Below are 18484 nucleotides of genomic sequence, written 5' to 3'. Positions count from 1 at the left end.
GGCCAGGCCCTCGGCCGCCACATGCTGCACAAACCCCTGCTCGTCGGCTGTCGTGAAGTCGAACAGGGTGTCGTCTACGTCCCAGAGGACCGCACGGATCGGCATGCCGCCAACCCTAGGACGGCGGCCCCGGAGCCGTCAGCCCCAGGACCGGACACTCCCTAGCCTGCGAGTTTCGCCAGCGCCGCGTCCACCCGCGCCAGGGTGCGGTCGCGGCCGAGGATCTGCAGGGACTCGAAGAGCGGCAGGCCGACCGTGCGGCCGGTGACCGCGACGCGGACCGGGGCCTGGGCCTTGCCGAGCTTCAGGCCGTGCTCCTCGCCCGCCGCCAGTACCGCGCCCTTCAGCGACTCCGGGTCGGACCAGTCGGCGTCGGCGAGCTTGGCGCGGGCGGTGCGCAGCAGGGCGTCGGAGCCCTCCTTCATCGCCTTCTGCCAGGACGCCTCGTCCTCGACCGGCTGGTCCAGGAAGAGGAAGTCGACGTTGGCCGTGATGTCCGACAGGACCTGGAGGCGGGTCTGGGCGTACGGGGCGATCGACTCCCAGGCGGCCTGGTCGAAGGACTCAGGGGCCCAGTTGGCGTGCGGGGCCTTCAGCCACGGGGTGCAGGCCTCCGTGAAGGCCTTCACGTCCAGCCGGCGGATGTGGTCGGCGTTGATCGCCTCGCACTTCTTCAGGTCGAAGCGTGCCGGGTTGGCGTTGACGTCCGCGATGTCGAAGGCCGCGACCATCTCGTCCATCGAGAAGAGGTCCTGGTCGGCCGAGAGCGACCAGCCCAGCAGCGACAGGTAGTTGAGCAGGCCCTCGGGCAGGAAGCCGCGCTCGCGGTACAGGTTGAGCGAGGACTCCGGGTCGCGCTTGGAGAGCTTCTTGTTGCCCTCCCCCATGACGTACGGGAGGTGGCCGAACGCCGGGGTGGTGCCGTTGCCGACGCCGATCTCGGCGAGCGCGCCGTACAGCGCGATCTGCCGCGGGGTGGAGGACAGCAGGTCCTCGCCGCGCAGCACGTGCGTGATCTCCATCAGCGCGTCGTCGACCGGGTTGACCAGCGTGTAGAGCGGCGCGCCGTTGGCCCGGACGATGCCGAAGTCGGGCACGTTCTCCGGGGTGAAGGTCAGCTCGCCGCGCACCAGGTCGGTGAAGGTGATCGGCGCGTCCGGCATCCGGAAGCGGACGATCGAGGTACGGCCCTCGGCCTGGTACGCCGCGACCTGCTCCGCGCCCAGGTCACGGCAGTGTCCGTCGTAGCCGGACGGCTTGCCGGCGGCGCGGGCGGCGGCCCGGCGCTCGTCCAGCTCGGGCGTGGTGCAGTAGCAGTCGTAGGCGTGCCCGGCGTCCTGGAGCTTCTTCGCGACGTCCGCGTAGATGTCCATCCGCTCGGACTGCCGGTAGGGGGCGTGCGGGCCGCCGACCTCGGGGCCCTCGTCCCAGTCGAAGCCGAGCCAGCGCATCGAGTCGAGCAGCAGCCGGTAGGACTCCTCGGAGTCCCGGGCCGCGTCGGTGTCCTCGATGCGGAAGACCAGCGTGCCCTGGTGGTGCCGGGCGAAGGCCCAGTTGAACAGGGCGGTGCGGACCAGGCCCACGTGCGGGTTGCCGGTCGGCGAGGGACAGAAACGGACGCGTACGGGGGATGCGCTAGCCACGCTTGATCACCTTGTTGGTGAGAGTGCCGATGCCTTCGATGGAGACGGCGACCTCGTCGCCGACGTTGAGCGGTCCGACGCCTGCCGGGGTGCCGGTGAGGATGACGTCGCCCGGGAGCAGGGTCATCGCCTCGGTGATGTGCACGATCAGGTCCTCGATCGAGCGGACCATCTGGCTGGTCCGGCCCGCCTGGCGCAGTTCGCCGTTGACCGTCGCCGTGATGGCGAGGTCCGAGGGGTCCAGCTCGGTCTCGATCCAGGGGCCGAGGGGGCACGCGGAGTCGAAGCCCTTGGCGCGGGCCCACTGGCCCTCGGTGCGCTGCGCGTCGCGTGCGGTGACGTCGTTGGCGCAGGTGTAGCCGAGGATGACGTCCTTGACGCGTTCGCGCGGGACCTCGCGGCACAGCCGGCTGATCACGACGGCCAGCTCCGCCTCGTGGTGCACCTCGTTCGAGAACGAGGGGTACACGATCGGGTCACCGGAACCGACCACGGAAGTGGACGGCTTGAAGAAGGCGACCGGGACCGCGGGGACCTCGTTGCCCAGTTCCGCGGCGTGTTCGGCGTAGTTGCGGCCGATGGCCACGACCTTGTTGGGGAGCACCGGCGGAAGGAGCCGGACCTTGTTCAGCGGCACCTTGGTGCCGGAGAGCTCGAACTCGGCGAACGGGATGCCCTTGATGATGTCGAGGACGAGACCGTCGGGGACGGTCGGGTCGCCCTCGACCGCGCCGAAGGCGACATTGCCGTCGATGGAGAACCTGGCGATGCGCACGGGAAGCTGCTGCCCCTCACTGGCCGAAGACTGGATCGCTCCAGGTTAACGTGAGGCCCCGGGGCTCCCGGCTGATTTCCCCCGCGCTGCGGGTCAGACGGTGGGCGCGTCCACCAGGATCGTGCGGCGCGGGTTGGCCGTCTGCTGCGGCAGCACGTCGCCGATGATGTCCTCGGCCGCGATCACGGGCGCCTGCAGCTCCTCGGCATCCTTGAGGTGCATGAGGGTGGTGCGGCGCGGGTTGGCGATCGGGCGGAACAGCATGGTGGTCTTCATGGGGTGTCTGGGCCTCAGGGGGTTCGGGGCGCCGGTTGCGACGCGGGTCTGCGGATTCACCTGGGTGCGCTGGTTTACAGAACGCTGCCGTGCGTAAAGATCCAGGCTAGTGGCGACAGTTCCCCGTTTTCCGCTGCCCAGGCAACGATCGTGCTGTGATTTTGCTCACGAACTACCCGACATTCGACCCGAATCGGACCACCCGCAAGGGTGTACCAAGCGGACATTCCGGTATTTCACGGACTTGGTCCGGCACCCTGTCGCACGCGGGGCGACCTGCCCGGAGCACCCCTGAGTGCCCAAAAGTTCCAGAATCGCGGGCTTTCTCCGAAACGGACCTGAACCCTCCGTGCCCGGACCGACGCATTGAGTCACTCATTCCATTGACTGGGCTGCGGGCCTTGTTGGAGATCCTGCACTGTGCTGGAATTCCCCGGACCACCACATCAATCGAAGCCAGCGCGTCAGGGGGCGCGTACGAGCATCGAGTGGCGGTGAAGGGCATCGTCGGTCATCCCTACTCCGGGATCACCGGGGCCCCCATGACTCGACACCGTCCCGCCGCACATGCGGGGGACGCCTGGTCCAGAGGTTGCGACGCTAGTGCAGGGACGTTTCAAGAGGGACAGCGGCGCTGCGGGCGACCCGGAGCAGCCCGGCGGAGCAGACAGCGGTCCGTCGCCGCAGCGATCCGACGACGCCGTGAACACCGCGGCCGCCGGACGCTCAAGCACGCACAGCGGCATCGACGCCGGCCGGATCACGGGCGGTGTCGGTAAGCCAGGCCCCCGAATAGCCATGCGCAACTGGAGGATCAGCACCCGTCTGATCTCTCTGCTCGCCCTGCCGGTGGTCGCGGCCACCTCGCTGGGTGCGCTGCGAATCTCCAGCTCGCTGGACAACATCGCCCAGCTCGAGCACATGAAGCAGCTCACCGAGATCACCGAGCACGCGACGGACCTCGCCGGCGCCCTGCAGGAGGAACGGGACCGCTCCGCGGGACCGATGTCCTCGGGCACCGGCAAGAGCGACGACGCCGTCGGCGCCTCTCGTGAGGCGACCGACCGCTACCGCAAGGTCTTCCAGACCACCACCGACGACGTCGACCCGAACGACCAGGTCTTCGTCGGTGTGCGCGCCACCCTGCTCGCCATCGAGCAGCAGCTCGGCAGCATCAACGAGATCCGCGACCAGGCGTACCAGCAGCCGCAGTACATCGCGCTGACGGTCAACAAGTACGACTCGCTGATCCAGTCGCTGCTCGCGCTGTCCCAGGACATGGCGCAGGCGACCAGCAACCAGGAGATGATCCGCAGCACCCGCGCGCTGGCCGCGTTCTCCTCCGCCAAGGAGTTCGAGTCCATCCAGCGCGCGGTGATCAGCGCCGCGCTCGCCCCGCAGGCCGGCGTCACGATCTCGGAGAACGACTGGCAGTACGCCAGGGCCGCCGCGCAGTCCGAGAAGACCGCGCTGACCCGGTTCCAGAAGATCTACAACATCGGCGACTCGACGAGCGACTACGCCGAGCTGATGGCCCCCCTCGAGGGCGGCAACGACACGATCAAGAACCACGACACCACCGCCGCCCGGATCCTGAACTCCAAGAGCGGCATCAACACCTTCTCGGACAGCGGCGCCACCTACCGCGACTGGGACGACGCCGCCCGCAGCAAGATCCAGGCGATGACCAACATCGAGCGGTCGCTGCTCAACGAGATGCAGCAGCAGGCCCTCAAGCTGCGCGGCGAGGCCCAGCGCCAGGCGATCATCGACGGTGCGATCATCCTGATCGTGCTCGGTGTCGCCGTCGTCGGCGCCTTCATCGTGGCCCGCTCCATGATCCGCTCGCTGCGCCGGCTGCAGGAGACCGCCCAGGACGTCGCCCAGAAGCGGCTGCCCGAGCTGGTCAAGCAGCTGTCGGAGTCCGACCCGCAGGACGTCGACACCTCCGTCGTCTCGATCGGCATCCACAGCCGGGACGAGATCGGCCAGGTGGCCCGCGCGTTCGACGAGGTCCACAGCGAGGCCGTCCGGCTCGCCGCCGAGCAGGCGCTCCTGCGAGGGAACGTCAACGCGATGTTCACCAACCTCTCGCGCCGCAGCCAGGGGCTCATCCAGCGCCAGCTCTCGCTCATCTCCGAACTGGAGAGCCGCGAGGCCGACCCGGACCAGCTGTCCAGCCTCTTCAAGCTCGACCACCTCGCGACCCGTATGCGCCGGAACGGCGAGAACCTCCTCGTCCTCGCCGGTGAGGAGCCGGGCCGCCGCTGGACCCGCCCCGTGCCGCTGGTCGACGTGCTCCGCGCCGCCGCGTCCGAGGTGGAGCAGTACGAGCGCATCGAGCTCACCTCGGTGCCCGCCGCCGAGGTCACCGGCCGTATCGTCAACGACCTCGTCCACCTGCTCGCCGAGCTGCTGGAGAACGCCACGTCGTTCTCCTCCCCGCAGACCAAGGTGAAGGTCACCGGCCACGCGCTGCCGGACGGCCGGGTGCTGATCGAGATCCACGACACCGGCATCGGGCTCTCGCCCGAGGACCTGTCGGACATCAACGAGCGGCTCGCGAACCCGCCGACCGTGGATGTCTCGGTCTCCCGCCGCATGGGCCTGTTCGTGGTCGGCCGCCTGTCCCTGCGACACGGCATCCGCATCCAGCTGCGCCCGTCCGACTCCGGTGGCACCACCGCGCTCGTCATGCTGCCGGTGGACGTCACGCAGGGCGGCCAGAACGCCAAGAACGCGGCCGCCGGCAAGCGCGGCCCCATCGCGACGGGCATGCCGGGTACGCCCAACGGCCCCGGCGCCCCCGCCACCAACGCCTTCGGTGCCCCCGCCGGTCCCGCGGGACAGGTCGGCCGGCCGCCGCAGCGCGGCCAGGTCGCGGGCGGCGGGCAGCGCCCGGCGCTCAACTCCGGCCCGGCAGGCCCCGGTGGCCAGCCCGGCACCGGCACCCGGCGCGGTGGCCAGCAGAACGGCCAGCCGCAGCCCGCGGGACCCAGCTGGGCCCAGGGCGGCCAGCAGCAGCCCCCGCAGGGCCAGCCGCAGCGCGGCGGGAACCAGCAGCAGGGCTTCCCGCCCGCCCCGGTCGGCCGCGGTCCGGCGATGGACGCTCCGCGCGGCCACGAGGACGTGGAGTCCACCGCCAGGTTCGAGCGCCCCGACTTCGACGGTCCGCCGCCCGGCTCCCGCCCGCAGCAGCAGCAGCAGCCGCCGCGGGGCGACTACCAGCGCCCGAGTCCCGGCGCCGGATCCCGCCAGGACGCCGGTCTGCCGCTCAGCGACCCGTTCTCGCCGACCTCCAACCCGTACCCCGCGCCCACCGCGCAGGACGCGGGCCCCGGCGGCTTCCGCTCCGACGTCTTCGGCGGAGCACCGGGCCCGGCCCCGGCACGCGGCGGGGCTCGCCCCGACGGGTACCAGCCGGAGTCCACCGGTGAGTTCCAGCGTCCCCAGCCCGACAACAGCGGCACCGGCGAGTTCCCGCTGCCGGGCGGCGGCCTCCAGGCCGGCCCCGGCGCCGGTTACCCCGACGGCCGGACCGACACCGGGCAGTTCCCGGTGGTCGGCAACCCCCCGGCGGGCGACCGGTCGCTGACCGAGCCATACCCGGGCCAGAACGTCCCGGCGCAGGGTCTGCCGCAGCGCGGCGGGCCGGCCGACGGCGGTTTCCAGGGCAACCGGCCGCCGCAGCAGGGCCAGCCGTCGCAGAACGGCCGGGTGAACCAGCAGCAGGGCAACCAGCAGCAGGGGTACCCGCAGCCCAACCGCGGTCTCGAGCCGCAGCTGCCGCCGGCCTCCGAGCCGATGGCGCTGCCGCCGGCCCCGTCGCGCGGTGACGAGCCCACGCCGATCTTCGCGTCGATCGAGTCCGACTGGTTCCGTACCGGTCAGGCCGAGCGGATGCAGCAGGTGCACGTGGAACGGGCGGCGCCCGCCGCACCCACCGCGCAGGCACCCGCCGCTCCGGTCCGTCCCGCTCCGCAGCCCCGGCAGACGCCGCCGGCCCAGCAGCAGCCGCTGCCGGCGGCCCAGCCGCAGCAGCAGCCCCAGCGGGTCCGGGCGGAACAGCCCGCCCCGGCTCCGGTGCAGGCGCGGCCGGTCTCCCCGGCCCAGCCGACCCAGCCGGCTCCCCGGGAGACGCCGAACTGGCGTACCTCTCCCAACGACGAACTGCGGCAGCGGGCCGAGCAGGTCCGCGAGCCGTCGGCGGGCGGGGTCACTCCCTCCGGTCTGCCACGCCGGGTGCCCAAGGCCAACCTGGTCGCAGGCGGGGCCACTCCCCCGCAGGCGCCGCAGGGCGGTCCGCAGGTCTCCCGGGCGCCCGACGATGTGCGCGGCCGGCTGACGAACCTCCGGCGCGGCATTCAGCAGGGCCGTGAAGCAGGCAATGGCAACACCGACGGCCGGGGCTTCGGCACGAATAATCAGGAGCGTTAGTTGAGTGCGATGAGCCAGGCGGCACAGAACCTGAACTGGTTGATCACCAACTTCGTGGACAACACCCCTGGGGTGTCCCACACGGTGGTGGTCTCTGCCGACGGCCTGCTGCTCGCGATGTCCGAGGGCTTCCCTCGCGACCGCGCCGACCAGCTCGCCGCCGTCGCCTCCGGCCTGACCTCGCTCACCGCCGGAGCCTCCCGCATCTTCGAAGGCGGCGCTGTCAACCAGACGGTCGTCGAGATGGAACGCGGATTCCTCTTCATCATGTCCGTCTCGGAGGGTTCGTCGATCGCCGTACTGGCCCACCCCGAGTGCGACATCGGCCTCGTGGGCTACGAGATGGCCCTGCTCGTCGACCGGGCCGGGACCGTCCTCACCCCTGACCTGCGCTCCGAACTCCAGGGCAGTCTGCTGCACTGACTGCCCCGCTCACGCTTTTCCGCACGATGTGTACTTCCTGCACCGAGACCGTTTTGCCCGGACACGGAGGACCCTCATGACCCCGCCACCCGCCTCGCCGGGCCCGTACGGCGCGTCCCACCACGCGCCGTACGGGGATGAAGGCGACCAGCCGCTGGTGCGGCCGTACGCCATGACCGGTGGCCGTACCCGGCCCCGCTACCAGCTCGCCATAGAGGCGCTGGTCAGCACTACCGCCGACGCGGGCCAGTACCAGGGGCTGCTCCCCGAACACCAGCGGATCTGCCACCTCTGCCGGGAGATCAAGTCGGTCGCGGAGATCTCCGCGCTGCTTGGATTCCCGCTCGGTGTGGCCCGCATTCTCGTGGCCGACCTCGCAGAGGCCGGCATGGTCGCTATTCACCAGCCGGGCAGTGGCGAGGCCGGCGGACAGCCTGATGTGACACTGCTCGAAAGGGTGCTCAGTGGACTTCGCAAGCTCTAGACCGCAACCGCAGGCGGCTTACGGCCCGCCTGTGGCCCGGTCCACCACCTCGGCCAAGATCGTGGTGGCGGGCGGCTTCGGCGTGGGCAAGACCACGTTCGTCGGCGCGGTCTCGGAGATCAACCCGCTGCGCACGGAGGCCGTCATGACCTCCGCGTCGGCCGGGATCGACGACCTCAGCCACGTCCAGGACAAGACGACCACCACGGTGGCGATGGACTTCGGCCGTATCACCCTCGATGACGACCTGATCCTGTACCTGTTCGGTACGCCGGGCCAGGACCGCTTCTGGTTCATGTGGGACGACCTGGTGCGCGGGGCGATCGGCGCCGTCGTGCTGGTCGACACGCGACGGCTGGCGGACTGCTTCCCGGCCGTGGACTACTTCGAGAACAGCGGCCTGCCGTTCGTCGTCGCCCTCAACGGTTTCGAGGGCCACCAGCCCTACCGGCCGGAGGAGGTGCGCGAGGCCCTGCAGATCGGGCCCGAGGCACCGATCATCACCACGGACGCCCGGCACCGCGGCGAGGCGAAGAGCGCGTTGATCACGCTCGTGGAGCACGCGTTGCTGGCGCGACTGAAGTAAGCCTTCATGGTTGCCAGTTGTCACGAGGACCGGCTGTGTCATTTGACACGGCCGGTTCTTGCGTTCATAACGTTTCGACAGAGAATCGGCGGGCGGCGAACACCCCCCGCGCTCGATCGGCTCCGTTGGGGTGATACCAGCCGTGCGAAATCGTACGCCGAAGACCGTATGCCCCATTTATGTCGGCGTGTTCGACTGTTGGTTGCGCTTTGTACGACGTTTGGCTAGTACCCCCATGACGTGCTGAAATTCGCAGAACCCGAGAGTAGTAACGGCACTTTGCTGTGTTGTCGCCGAGAGGTTGTTGGTCAAGTGAGGGACACGAGGCGAGCAGAGCCGGGCTCCCCGGAAGGCCCCCGGGGCAATTTCACGCCGCCCCAGCGGTACGACGGCGTGCCCGACGCGACCGCTGTCGCCACCCCGGAGCCCGTCGGCTCCGGCAGCCGTTTCGCGGTGCGCAACTGGCGGGTGGCCACGAGGCTGAACGCCATCCTCCTCATCCCGGTCATCGTCGCCCTGATCATGGGTGGCTTCACCGTGCAGAACTCGGTGCACACCTGGCAGGAGGCGGATGCCGCGAAGCGCACCGCCATCCTGGTGCGCGCCGCCGCGGGCTACAGCCACGCCTTGATCAACGAGCGTGACATCACGGTCGTTCCCCTCCTCCAGGGCAACCGCAGCGACCCGGTCGTCACGGGGGCCTACGCGGCCACCGACGCCGCCGCGGAGGCCTTCGACGAGGCCGTCGACCAGATGCCGGACTCCGCCTCGCTGGAGCGCCGGGTGGAGGGCTTCCGCGCCAAGGAGCCCATGCTGCAGACCATCCGCAAGGCGGCCTACACCCGGCAGCTGCCCGACAAGCAGACCGAAGAGAAGTACGTCGAGGTCCAGCACCCGTTGATGGAGCTCGCCAACGAGCTGAGCCTGGGCACCGGCAACATCACCAGCTACGGCCGTACCCTCTACGCCATCTCGCTGTCGAAGGCCGCCGAGTCGCTGACCCGCTCCATCGGCATGCACATCCTGGTCGAGGGCCAGGTGCCAGCCCGGGAGAAGAAGCTCCAGCAGACCGCCCTCACCTCGTACCTCTACCTGCAGGGCATTGCGCTCCAGGAGTACAGCGGCGGCGGTACCCCCGCCGACGCCCAGAGCCTGAAGGACGCCAAGGCCGCGGCGGAGAAGAAGGGCAAGGAGCAGCTCTCGGCCGCCGCCGCCCAGGCCGAGGCGGCAGGTCAGACGTTCGTGCCGCCGCCGTCCATCGAGAAGATGGTCGGCGAGATCGCCTCGGACAAGTCGGCCAAGGAGCTCCGGGCCGAGGGCATCACGCCCGAGAGCTGGTTCGCCAGCAACACGCTGGCCTTCGACGCGTACCGGACCGTCGAGCAGAACCTCGCCGACACCGCCGTGAACGACGCGGAGTCCATCTCCTCCAGCGCCAAGACCGACGCGATCATCAACGCGGCCATCGTCGTCCTCGCGCTGATCCTGGCCTTCATCGTCGCGGGCATGATGGCCCGCAACATGAGCCGCAGCATGCGCAAGCTGCGCAACGCCGCTTTCGACGTCGCGGAGCAGCGGCTGCCGGGGCTGGTCGACCAGCTGTCACGCACGGACCCGGGCCGGGTGGACACCACCGTCGTCCCCATCCCGATCACCAGCCACGACGAGATCGGCGAGGTCGCCCGCGCCTTCGACCAGGTGCACCGCGAGGCCGTCCGGCTCGCCGCCGAGCAGGCACTGCTGCGGGGCAACGTCAACGCGATCTTCACCAACCTCTCGCGCCGGAACCAGGGCCTCATCCAGCGGCAGCTCACGCTGATCACCGACCTGGAGAACAACGAGGCGGACCCGGACCAGCTCGAGAACCTCTTCAAGATGGACCACCTCGCCACCCGCATGCGGCGCAACGGCGAGAACCTGCTGGTCCTCGCCGGCGAGGAGCCCGGCCGCCGCTGGAACCAGCCGGTCCCGCTCGTCGACGTGCTGCGCGCGGCGGCCTCCGAGGTGGAGGCGTACGAGCGCATCGAGCTGGTCGGGATACCCGAGACGGACATCCACGGCACCGCCGTGACCGACCTCGTGCACCTGCTGGCCGAGCTGCTGGAGAACGCCACGACGTTCTCCTCGCCGCAGACCAAGGTGCGGGTCACCGCGACCCGGCTGCCGGACGGCCGCGTCATGGTCGAGATCCACGACAAGGGCATCGGCCTGACCGCCGAGGACTTCGCCGACATCAACCACAAGCTGGCCGACCCGCCGACCGTGGACGTCGCGATCTCCCAGCGGATGGGCCTGTTCGTGGTCGGCCGCCTGGCCGACCGGCACGGCGTCCGCGTCCAGCTGCGCCCCTCGGGCGAGCAGGCCGGCACCACCTCGCTCGTCATGCTCCCGGAGCCGATCACCCACGGTGGTGGCGGCGAGGACCAGCTGCCCGAGGACGACGACTCGGACTTCACCGTGTCGCGCATCGTCCCCGAGCACTCGACCGCGGAGTTCGGCTACCAGCCGACCGCCGCCGAGCTGGGCTTCGACGACTCCCAGTACGAGCGGACCGACCAGTCCGCGTTCACCATCGGTGGCGTGCCCGGACAGCTCGACCCCGTCGGCCGCTCGCTCCTGCGCGAGGAGCGGCGGGCCCAGCTGGAGGCCTCGGCCTCGGAGCGGCCGGAGGACGTCGCCATGTTCGGCGACGTCCCGCAGCAGCGGGAGCCGCAGAGCCCGCAGGGGTACGAGCCGCAGTACGACGGCGGCTACTCCGAGGGCCAGGACTTCCAGGGGCAGGGTTACCCGGCCCAGGACTTTCCGGCCCAGGACTTCCAGGGGCAGGATTTCGCGGCACAGGGCTTCGGCGGGCAGGACGAGTACAACTCGCAGGCCTCCTACCAACAGCCGGGGTCCTACGAGCCGGACTGGCAGCAGGACTTCCCTGCCCAGCCCGCCCCTTCAGGACCTTCCGCACCACCCGTGCTGGACGACTGGGCGCAGCCCGTCGCCCACCATGACCAGCAGGTGCCGGATTCCGTTCCCGGAACGCCCTTCGAGGCTCCGGAGAGCGTAGGCTCCCCCTCGCTGACGGATGCCGGCCTGCCACGCCGCGACCGGCAGTGGCCGCAGCCGGACCAGGCGGCGGCGGAACCGGCGGCCCAGCCGGTCCCCCAGCCCGATCCTGAGCCGGAACAGGCGCCGGAAGAGGCAGAGACCGACTGGCGTTCCCAGAACGACCAGCACTGGCAGCGGGCCGAACAGGTCCGCGAACCCAAGGCGGGTGGGGTGACCCCCTCCGGCCTGCCCCGTCGAGTACCCAAGGCCAACCTGGTCGCGGGTACCGCACAGCAGACTCCGCAGGGTGGCCCACAGGTCTCCCGCGCGCCGGAGGATGTCCGCGGCCGGTTGAGTAACCTGCGCCGTGGCGTCCAGCAAGGACGCACTGCGGGAACTGACACGAACGGCCAGGCCCCCGGCAATCACCACGGTGGCCCTCAGAACCAGGAGCGTTAGTTGAGTCCGATGAGCCAGGCGGCACAGAACCTGAACTGGTTGATCACCAACTTCGTGGACAACACCCCCGGGGTGTCCCACACGGTAGTGGTCTCCGCCGACGGCCTGCTGCTCGCTATGTCCGAGGGCTTCCCTCGCGACCGCGCCGACCAGCTCGCCGCCGTCGCCTCCGGCCTGACCTCGCTCACCGCCGGAGCCTCCCGCATCTTCGAAGGCGGCGCTGTCAACCAGACGGTCGTCGAGATGGAACGCGGATTCCTCTTCATCATGTCCGTCTCCGAGGGCTCGTCGATCGCCGTACTCGCGCACCCCGAGTGCGACATCGGCCTCGTGGGCTACGAGATGGCCCTGCTCGTCGACCGGACGGGGACCGTCCTCACCCCCGACCTGCGCTCCGAACTCCAAGGCAGTCTGCTCAACTAGGCAGTCTTCTCAACTAGGTGCCTGCTCAACTAACAGACAGGCGTGCGGGCGCGTCCCCGTACCCATAGGGTGCGGGAACGCAACCCCCACAACCTTCATCAGGAGGAGGAACCGTGACAACGCCACCAGGCGGAGATCCGTACGGCAGCCAGCAGCAGCAGCCGCCTCTGAACCGCTACAACTTCCCCTCGGCTCCTACTCCTGAGCCGCGCTACCGCCAGCCCCGGATCCAGCCGTACGACCCGCCCCAGGCACCGGCGCGGCCGCCGGCCGGCCGGCAGCGCGCCCAGGCGCCCTCCGGGCTGGTCCGGCCGTACGCCATGACCGGTGGCCGGACCCGGCCCCGCTACCAGCTCGCCATCGAGGCGCTGGTCAGCACCACCGCCGACCCGGTGCAGTTGCGGGGGCAGTTGCCCGAGCACCAGCGGATCTGCATTCTCTGCCGGGAGATCAAGTCGGTCGCGGAGATCTCCGCGCTGCTGTCGATCCCTCTCGGCGTCGCCCGCATCCTCGTCGCCGACCTGGCCGAGGCCGGGTTGGTCGCCGTCCACCAGCCCGGTGGCGACGAGTCCGCGGGTGGTCAGCCAGAAGTGACATTGCTTGAAAGGGTGCTCAGTGGACTTCGCAAGCTCTAACGGGGCGACCCGCTCCACGACCTCCGCGAAGATCGTGGTGGCGGGCGGGTTCGGCGTGGGCAAGACCACGTTCGTCGGTGCCGTCTCGGAGATCAACCCGCTGCGCACCGAAGCCGTGATGACCTCCGCGTCGGCCGGCATCGACGACCTGACGCACGCGCCCGACAAGACCACGACCACCGTGGCGATGGACTTCGGCCGCATCACGCTGGACGAGGACCTGATCCTGTACCTGTTCGGTACACCGGGCCAGGACCGCTTCTGGTTCATGTGGGACGACCTGGTGCGCGGGGCGATCGGCGCCGTCGTCCTGGTGGACACCCGACGGCTGGCGGACTGTTTCCCGGCCGTGGACTACTTCGAGAACAGCGGCCTGCCGTTCGTGATCGCGCTCAACGGATTCGACGGCCACCAGCCCTACGGTCCCGAGGAGGTGCGCGAGGCCCTGCAGATCGGGCCCGAGGCACCGATCATCACCACGGACGCCCGCAACCGCGGTGAGGCCAAGTCCGCGCTGATCACCCTCGTCGAGCACGCGCTGATGGCGCGCCTGCGCTGAGGCTCCCCCCACACGCGAATGCCGGGCGGCCCCTTGAGGGCCTGCCCGGCATTCTGTCGTTCTGTGCCCTGCTGGAGGGTCGGCCTGGAGGGATCAGCCCTGCCAGCTGTGCGAGCTGCGGAAGCCCGGGGTGCGCTCCAGGCGGCGCCAGCCGGCCGTGGAGCGGGGCTGCTCGTAGCTCGTGGCGGCGTGGCCGTTGGCGGCGGCACGGACCAGCAGGACCGCGGTGAGAGCCGCGAGCTCCTCGGCGCTGGCGTGGCCCTTCTCGACGCGGACCAGGGTGTCGCGGGCCGGGGACACGGCTATGGTTTCGGGGGCTTCCGGGACCAGGGTGTCGGCGGGAGTACTCAAAGTGGTCTCCATTACTGCGGCGGGTTGCCGTGCTTGCGCGACGGCAGGTCAGCGTGCTTGGTGCGGAGCATCGCCAGCGAGCGGATGAGTACCTCGCGGGTGTCGGCCGGGTCGATGACGTCGTCCACCAGACCGCGTTCCGCGGCGTAGTACGGGTGCATCAGTTCGGCCTTGTACTCCTTGACCATGCGGGCACGCATGGCCTCGGGATCGTCGGCTTCGGCGATCTGCTTGCGGAAGATGACGTTGGCGGCACCTTCGGCGCCCATCACCGCGATCTCGTTGGTGGGCCAGGCGTACGTGAGGTCGGCCCCGATGGACTGGGAGTCCATGACGATGTAGGCGCCGCCGTAGGCCTTGCGCAGGATCAGCGAGATCCGCGGCACGGTGGCGTTGCAGTACGCGTAGAGCAGCTTCGCTCCGTGCCGGATGATCCCACCATGCTCCTGGTCGACGCCGGGCAGGAAGCCGGGTACGTCCAGGAGAGTGATGAGGGGGATGTTGAAGGCATCGCACATCTGTACGAAACGGGCGGCCTTTTCCGAGGCCGCGATGTCCAGGACGCCCGCCATGCTGTTGGGCTGGTTGGCGATGATGCCCACCACCTGGCCGTCCAGCCGGGAGAGCGCGACGATGATGTTGGTGGCCCACCGCTCGTGGATCTCCAGGTACTCGCCCTCGTCGACGATCTCCTCGATGACCTTGCGCATGTCGTACGCGCGGTTGCCGTCGGCCGGCACGAGGTCCAGCAGCACGTCGCCGCGGCGGTCGGCCGGGTCGGAGGTCTCGGTGGCCGGCGGGTTCTCGCGGTTGTTCTGCGGGAGCAGCGAGAGCAGGTAGCGGACCTCTTCGAGGCAGTGCTGCTCGTCGTCGTAGGCGAAGTGCGAGACGCCGGAGACCTCGGAGTGGACGTCGGCGCCGCCGAGCCCGTTCTGGGAGATCTTCTCGCCGGTCACGGCCTGGACGACGTCCGGTCCCGTGATGAACATCTGCGAGGTCTCGCGGACCATGAAGACGAAGTCGGTCAGCGCCGGGCTGTAGGCCGCGCCGCCCGCGCACGGGCCGAGCATCACCGAGATCTGCGGGATGACGCCCGAGGCCCGGGTGTTGCGCTGGAAGATGCCGCCGTAGCCGGCGAGCGCCGAGACGCCCTCCTGGATACGGGCGCCGGCGCCGTCGTTCAGGGACACCAGCGGGGCACCCGCGGAGATGGCCATGTCCATGATCTTGTGGATCTTGGTGGCGTGCGCCTCGCCGAGCGCGCCGCCGAAGATCCGGAAGTCGTGTGCGTACACGAAGACGGTCCGGCCGTGGACGGTGCCCCAGCCGGTGATGACGCCGTCGGTGTACGGCTTCTTGGCCTCCAGGCCGAAGCCCGTGGCGCGGTGCCGGCGGAGCGGCTCGACCTCGTTGAAGGAGCCCTCGTCCAGCAGCAGGGCGATCCGCTCGCGTGCGGTCAGCTTGCCCTTGGCGCGCTGCGCCTCGGTCGCCCGCTCGCTGGGACCGGCAAGGACCTGCTCGCGGATCGCGCGGAGCTCGGCCACGCGCCCACGAGCGTCGTTCACCTCGGTGGGCACCTCTTCCAGAAAGCTCATGTATCGACAGTACGAGCGGGACCCCCGCTACCGGGGGGTCCACTTCGTACAGTGTCCGCCGCGACTTCATGGCGGGTATCGACAGAACCAAAGACGGACCGGGCCCCGCGCGGAGTGCGCGGGGCCCGGATTTCTGTACCTTTCGCCCTACCGTCCAGCGACCGCTTCGGCCAGCGCGAGGATCCGGCGGGCGTCCTCGACGTGCAGGTTCTCGATCATCCGGCCGTCGACCGTGACCACGCCACGCCCCTCTGACGTGGCCTGATCGAACGCTTCGATGATCCTGCGGGAGTGCTCGACCGCGGCGTCGGAGGGTGCGAAGAGCCGGTTGCAGGGCTCCAGCTGCTTCGGGTGGATCAGGGTCTTGCCGTCGAATCCGAACTGGCGTCCCTGGAGGCACTCGGTCTCGAAGCCCTCCAGGTTCTGCACGTCGTTGTAGACACCGTCCAAGATGGTCTTGCCGGTGGCGCGGGCGGCGAGGAGGGCCAGCGACAGGCCGTTCAGCAGCGGGGCCCGGCCGGGGACGTGCTCGGCGTGCAGTTCCTTGGCCAGGTCGTTGGTGCCCATCACCAGGACGGTCAGCCGCTCGCTCGCGGCGGCGATGGCGCGGGCGTCGAACATCGCCCGCGGCGTCTCGATCATGGCCCAGATCGCGGTGCGTTCGGGAGCGCCGGCCGCCTCCAGGGCGCGCTCGACGGCGCGGACGGTCTCCGGGGAGTCGACCTTGGGGACGACGACGGCGTCCGGGCCCGCCTCCGCGGCGGCGCGCAGGTCGTCGGCGTGCCAGGCGGTGTCCGGGGCGTTGACCCGGATCGTCACCTCGCGGTAGCCGTACTCCCCCGACGCGGCCGCGGCGGCGACGCGCTTGCGGGCGTCGGCCTTGGCGTCCGGTGCCACGGAGTCCTCGAGGTCGAGGATGAGCGCGTCGGTGGGGAGGGTCTTGGCCTTCTCCAGCGCGCGTTCGTTGGCTCCGGGCATGTAGAGCACGGAGCGGCGGGGGCGGAGGGTGGTGTCCGTCATGGTCGTCACTCCTTCTCTGCCGCGGCGTAGGCCTCGGCGAGCTCGGGGTCGCGGGCGGCGAGGGTGTCGGCGAGTTCGGAGACGACCAGGCACTGCTTGTACGTGGCGTCGTCCTGCATCTTGCCGTCGATCATGACGGCGCCGGTGCCGTCGCCCATCGCGTCGATCACCTTGCGGGCCCAGGCGACATCGGCCGGGGAGGGCGAGAAGACCTTCTTGGCGATGGCGATCTGCACCGGGTGCAGGCTCCAGGCGCCGACGCAGCCGAGCAGGAAGGCGTTCCTGAACTGGTCCTCGCAGGCGAGGGTGTCGCGGATGTCGCCGAAGGGTCCGTAGTACGGCAGGATCCCGTGCGCGGCGCAGGCGTCGACCATGCGGGCGATCGTGTAGTGCCACAGGTCCTGCTGGAAGGTGGCGCGCGGCGCGGCGGCGTCCGACGCGCTCGGGTCCTCCCGGACCAGGTAGCCGGGGTGGCCGCCGCCGACCCGGGTGGTCTTCATACGGCGGCTGGCGGCCAGGTCGGCCGGGCCCAGTGAGATGCCCTGCATCCGGGGGCTGGCCCCGGCGATCTCCTCGACGTTCGCGACACCGGTCGCGGTCTCCAGGATCGCGTGCACCAGGATCGGCCGCGTGATGCCGGCCTTCGCCTCCAGCTGCGCCAGCAGCCGGTCGACGTAGTGGATGTCCTCGGCGCCCTCGACCTTGGGCACCATGATGACGTCGAGCTTGTCGCCGATCTCGGTGACCAGGGTGAGCAGGTCGTCCAGTGCCCAGGGCGAGTCCAGGCTGTTGATCCGCGTCCACAGCTGGGTGTCGCCGAAGTCGGTCGCCTTGGCGATCCGCACGAGCCCGTTCCGGGCGGCCTCCTTGCGGTCGGCCTGGATGGCGTCCTCCAGGTTGCCCAGCAGCACGTCCACCTGGGGCGCGATGGAGGGGACCTTGGCGGCCATCTTCTCGTTGCCCGGGTCGAAGAAGTGGATCATCCGCGAGGGCCTGAACGGCACCTCCCGTACCGGGGCCGGAGCCCCTACGGCCAGCGGGCGGAAGAAGTCCTTCGCGGAACGCATGCGGTCTCCCGGATGTCGGTCGAGGGTGGGGAGGAGCGTACGGCGATCACCCTACGGCCACGACCGCCGGACATTACCGGCCAGTATGTGTGCCGTTGGTCACCGTACGTCAGGGGCCTGCGGTGCTCGGCCCTACCCCGTACTCGTACCCCTGCCGGGCCCGGGAATCCAGCGCATCGTCAGGTCCGGCAGGTTCTCCATGTTGCGGCTGCCGTCGTCGGTGTCGAGGACGGTGAAGCCGTGCCGCTCGTAGAACGCGCGGGCGCCGGTGTTCGCCTGGAAGACGTGCAGCGACAGGCCGTCCGGGCTGTTGCGCCGCACCTCGCTCAGGAGCGCCGAGCCGACACCCCGGCGGAGCGCCTCCGGCCGCAGGTACAGCTGCTCCAGCATGTCGCCCTCCAGCGCGGCGTAGCCCAGCACCTCGCCGGAGTCGTCGACGGCCACCCAGGCCTGGCCCTCGGTGAGGACGATGTTCTCCACCCACCACGCGACCTCCTCCAGGCTCCGCTGCTGCGGGGGGAGGTACGGCATGGTGCTCGCCCGTGAGGCCAGGTGGATCTCGGCGATGACAACCGCGTCCGCGATGTCCGCGGGCCGGATCCGCGGCCTGTCGGTCCGCCGGCCGGTGAAAGCGCTGTCCTGCGTACTGTCATCCGTCACGCGGGCACCTTACGAGCATCCTGCCCGCGCGATCGAATCAATAAGGCCGCGT

The 18484-nt window shown here is 70.1% G+C and carries 16 protein-coding genes and 1 pseudogene; 8 read left to right on the top strand and 9 right to left on the bottom strand.

Annotation, left to right across the window (positions count from 1 at the left end; genetic code table 11):
* From O3X23_RS19535 to O3X23_RS19520, 4 genes and pseudogenes are all read right to left on the bottom strand, one after another.
* Positions 1-105: pseudogene (locus O3X23_RS19535) on the bottom strand (HAD family hydrolase); the annotation flags it as partial.
* A 56-nt stretch (positions 106-161) separates the two neighbouring features.
* Positions 162-1643 (bottom strand): glutamate--tRNA ligase, encoded by a 1482-nt coding sequence (gene gltX, locus O3X23_RS19530; protein ID WP_269272704.1) that lies wholly within the window; start codon positions 1641-1643, stop codon positions 162-164.
* A complete protein-coding gene (locus O3X23_RS19525; protein ID WP_269272703.1) occupies positions 1636-2418 on the bottom strand; it encodes a fumarylacetoacetate hydrolase family protein in 783 nt (260 codons plus the stop codon). Before O3X23_RS19525 ends, gltX begins: the two co-directional genes overlap by 8 nt.
* 93 nt (positions 2419-2511) lie before the next feature.
* The gene (locus O3X23_RS19520) at positions 2512-2694 is read right to left on the bottom strand and encodes a hypothetical protein (RefSeq protein WP_269272702.1); all 183 of its coding nucleotides are present in this window, start codon (positions 2692-2694) and stop codon (positions 2512-2514) included.
* Between the two features lie 567 nt (positions 2695-3261).
* Here O3X23_RS19520 and O3X23_RS19515 point away from each other — a divergent pair.
* From O3X23_RS19515 to O3X23_RS19480, 8 genes are all read left to right on the top strand, one after another.
* A complete protein-coding gene (locus O3X23_RS19515) occupies positions 3262-7131 on the top strand; it encodes a nitrate- and nitrite sensing domain-containing protein (RefSeq protein ID WP_443047898.1) in 3870 nt (1289 codons plus the stop codon).
* A gap of 9 nt (positions 7132-7140) precedes the next feature.
* A complete protein-coding gene (locus tag O3X23_RS19510; RefSeq protein ID WP_331283924.1) occupies positions 7141-7554 on the top strand; it encodes a roadblock/LC7 domain-containing protein in 414 nt (137 codons plus the stop codon).
* Positions 7555-7630: 76 nt separating this feature from the next.
* Entirely contained in the window at positions 7631-8038 is a 408-nt protein-coding gene (locus O3X23_RS19505; protein ID WP_138358185.1) for a DUF742 domain-containing protein, read from the top strand.
* Complete coding sequence (locus O3X23_RS19500; RefSeq protein WP_374117340.1) at positions 8019-8624, top strand: GTP-binding protein; 606 nt, start codon at positions 8019-8021, stop codon at positions 8622-8624. The genes O3X23_RS19505 and O3X23_RS19500 overlap by 20 nt, the downstream gene beginning before the upstream one ends.
* 312 nt (positions 8625-8936) lie before the next feature.
* A complete protein-coding gene (locus O3X23_RS19495; RefSeq protein ID WP_443047897.1) occupies positions 8937-12122 on the top strand; it encodes a nitrate- and nitrite sensing domain-containing protein in 3186 nt (1061 codons plus the stop codon).
* A gap of 9 nt (positions 12123-12131) precedes the next feature.
* Positions 12132-12545, top strand: a complete 414-nt coding sequence (locus tag O3X23_RS19490; RefSeq protein WP_269272720.1) for a roadblock/LC7 domain-containing protein — start codon at positions 12132-12134, stop codon at positions 12543-12545.
* Between the two features lie 113 nt (positions 12546-12658).
* On the top strand, positions 12659-13180 hold the full coding sequence (locus tag O3X23_RS19485; RefSeq protein WP_269272698.1) for a DUF742 domain-containing protein: 522 nt from the start codon (positions 12659-12661) through the stop codon (positions 13178-13180).
* The gene (locus O3X23_RS19480) at positions 13161-13739 is read left to right on the top strand and encodes a GTP-binding protein (RefSeq protein ID WP_138358192.1); all 579 of its coding nucleotides are present in this window, start codon (positions 13161-13163) and stop codon (positions 13737-13739) included. The genes O3X23_RS19485 and O3X23_RS19480 overlap by 20 nt, the downstream gene beginning before the upstream one ends.
* 93 nt (positions 13740-13832) lie before the next feature.
* Here the strand turns inward: O3X23_RS19480 and O3X23_RS19475 are convergent, their stop codons facing one another.
* From O3X23_RS19475 to O3X23_RS19455, 5 genes are all read right to left on the bottom strand, one after another.
* The gene (locus O3X23_RS19475; protein ID WP_269272719.1) at positions 13833-14045 is read right to left on the bottom strand and encodes an acyl-CoA carboxylase subunit epsilon; all 213 of its coding nucleotides are present in this window, start codon (positions 14043-14045) and stop codon (positions 13833-13835) included.
* Between the two features lie 56 nt (positions 14046-14101).
* Positions 14102-15685: an acyl-CoA carboxylase subunit beta gene (locus O3X23_RS19470; RefSeq protein ID WP_269272696.1), complete on the bottom strand. Its 1584-nt coding sequence runs from the start codon at positions 15683-15685 to the stop codon at positions 14102-14104.
* 147 nt (positions 15686-15832) lie between these two features.
* A complete protein-coding gene (locus O3X23_RS19465; RefSeq protein WP_269272695.1) occupies positions 15833-16705 on the bottom strand; it encodes an HpcH/HpaI aldolase/citrate lyase family protein in 873 nt (290 codons plus the stop codon).
* Between the two features lie 5 nt (positions 16706-16710).
* The gene (locus O3X23_RS19460) at positions 16711-17772 is read right to left on the bottom strand and encodes an HpcH/HpaI aldolase/citrate lyase family protein (protein WP_269272694.1); all 1062 of its coding nucleotides are present in this window, start codon (positions 17770-17772) and stop codon (positions 16711-16713) included.
* A gap of 132 nt (positions 17773-17904) precedes the next feature.
* Positions 17905-18432: a GNAT family N-acetyltransferase gene (locus O3X23_RS19455; protein ID WP_269272693.1), complete on the bottom strand. Its 528-nt coding sequence runs from the start codon at positions 18430-18432 to the stop codon at positions 17905-17907.
* Between the last annotated feature and the right edge of the window lie 52 nt (positions 18433-18484).

The sequence above is a fragment of the Streptomyces sp. H39-S7 genome (genome assembly GCF_027158205.1).
In the GTDB taxonomy this organism is placed as follows: domain Bacteria; phylum Actinomycetota; class Actinomycetes; order Streptomycetales; family Streptomycetaceae; genus Actinacidiphila.
This window is presented reverse-complemented; position numbering and strand designations above follow the sequence as displayed.

Excerpts from the sequence above, each read along its gene's own strand:
- O3X23_RS19510 (WP_331283924.1), top strand. The coding sequence starts at position 7,141 with ATGAGCCAGGCGGCACAGAACCTGAACTGGTTGATCACCAACTTCGTG.
- O3X23_RS19460 (WP_269272694.1), bottom strand. The coding sequence starts at position 17,772 with ATGCGTTCCGCGAAGGACTTCTTCCGCCCGCTGGCCGTAGGGGCTCCG.
- O3X23_RS19490 (WP_269272720.1), top strand. The coding sequence starts at position 12,132 with ATGAGCCAGGCGGCACAGAACCTGAACTGGTTGATCACCAACTTCGTG.
- O3X23_RS19505 (WP_138358185.1), top strand. The coding sequence starts at position 7,631 with ATGACCCCGCCACCCGCCTCGCCGGGCCCGTACGGCGCGTCCCACCAC.
- O3X23_RS19515 (WP_443047898.1), top strand. The coding sequence starts at position 3,262 with ATGCGGGGGACGCCTGGTCCAGAGGTTGCGACGCTAGTGCAGGGACGT.
- O3X23_RS19520 (WP_269272702.1), bottom strand. The coding sequence starts at position 2,694 with ATGAAGACCACCATGCTGTTCCGCCCGATCGCCAACCCGCGCCGCACC.
- O3X23_RS19470 (WP_269272696.1), bottom strand. The coding sequence starts at position 15,685 with ATGAGCTTTCTGGAAGAGGTGCCCACCGAGGTGAACGACGCTCGTGGG.
- O3X23_RS19465 (WP_269272695.1), bottom strand. The coding sequence starts at position 16,705 with ATGACGGACACCACCCTCCGCCCCCGCCGCTCCGTGCTCTACATGCCC.